Raw genomic sequence first — 273 nt, 5'->3', positions numbered from 1 at the left:
CAGCTCGATACCGGCGTAGGTATCACCCTCCGCCACGCCGGTGTTAAGTTACCCGGAGATCAGATCAACCGTTACTCCCTCGGTGCTGTCGGCATAGCTCGCAGTGGCCAGGCCGGCGCCGCCGATCAAGTGGTCCGCGCCCTCCCCGCCCATCAGCACATCGTTACCGGTTCCGCCGGTGTTGGTGTTGTCGCCGGCATTGGCATAACCGGGGAACGAGCCCTTCCCGGTGTAGGTCAGCGACTCGATGTTGGCGTCCATGGTGTAGGAACC

General features: G+C 63.4%; 1 pseudogene. It reads right to left on the bottom strand.

Annotation, left to right across the window (positions count from 1 at the left end):
* Positions 1-48: 48 nt before the first annotated feature.
* A pseudogene (locus tag BK665_RS34600) lies at positions 49-273 on the bottom strand (calcium-binding protein); the annotation flags it as partial.

Origin of the sequence: Pseudomonas frederiksbergensis, from assembly GCF_003732665.1 — a bacterium.
In the GTDB taxonomy this organism is placed as follows: Bacteria; Pseudomonadota; Gammaproteobacteria; order Pseudomonadales; family Pseudomonadaceae; genus Aquipseudomonas; species Aquipseudomonas frederiksbergensis_G.
Note: the sequence above shows the minus strand (reverse complement) of the source record. Positions and strands in the feature narration are given on the sequence as shown.